Here is a 732-nt window from a genome sequence, read left to right on the forward strand (position 1 = left end):
TTGTTCTATATTAATCCTACATTGATTAGCTTGTTCTAGCATATTATGTTTGAGATAATGTTGATATAGATTTTCTTGCATTTGTATTTGCATATCATTGCATTGAACTTTCTCTATTTTTAATCCTAAGAATACATGGGGATTTCCTTCACTACCCATCATAAAACCCCAATCATTTACATAGATTCCAAGTGAGTATTTGTTATGGTGTGTCATTGGGAGATTCCTTTTTGCTTAAAATTAAGTATTTGGCGATAAAGTGTATTATACTCATAATGATAGGGCGAATATTGTAATTCTCCTTCATATTCTTTGCCAATATATTCTTTATTTTCTAAAGCTTTTTGCCTTGTTTTAGCCATTTCTTTATCCCAAAATCCATCATCAAGAGGTGATGGTATATTATCTATATAATATTTGTAATCAGCCATTCCACCAGCTCCAACACTACTCCAACCTGTGTAATATTGAAAATTTACTATATACATATATGTAATATTTTTATATGAATTTAAGTGTATAGACTTAGGATTTTCTGGCACTTTTCTTGTAATACCAATCATAACATTTATATGATCGCTAATGGGGAAGATTGCATAAGATATATCAAGTTCTCCTTTATAATCTTTGATGGGTCTCGCATACACCACTTTCCCTATATTCTCTTTACACAATCTCTCATATTCTTTGTATTCACTATCCCATTGTTTTGGGATAAAGGCACGATAGCTT

The 732-nt window shown here is 30.7% G+C and carries 2 protein-coding genes; both read right to left on the minus strand.

All coding sequences use genetic code 11. The features are described from left to right. The coding region (locus CQA53_RS11760; protein ID WP_147290064.1) for a hypothetical protein at positions 1–216 on the minus strand (216 nt) is incomplete at its 3' end. Then, a partial coding sequence (locus CQA53_RS12905; protein ID WP_115544047.1) for a hypothetical protein occupies positions 213–732 on the minus strand: 520 nt, incomplete at its 5' end. The genes CQA53_RS11760 and CQA53_RS12905, both read right to left, overlap by 4 nt.

The organism is Helicobacter didelphidarum, from assembly GCF_003364195.1.
Lineage (GTDB): Bacteria > Campylobacterota > Campylobacteria > Campylobacterales > Helicobacteraceae > Helicobacter_A > Helicobacter_A didelphidarum.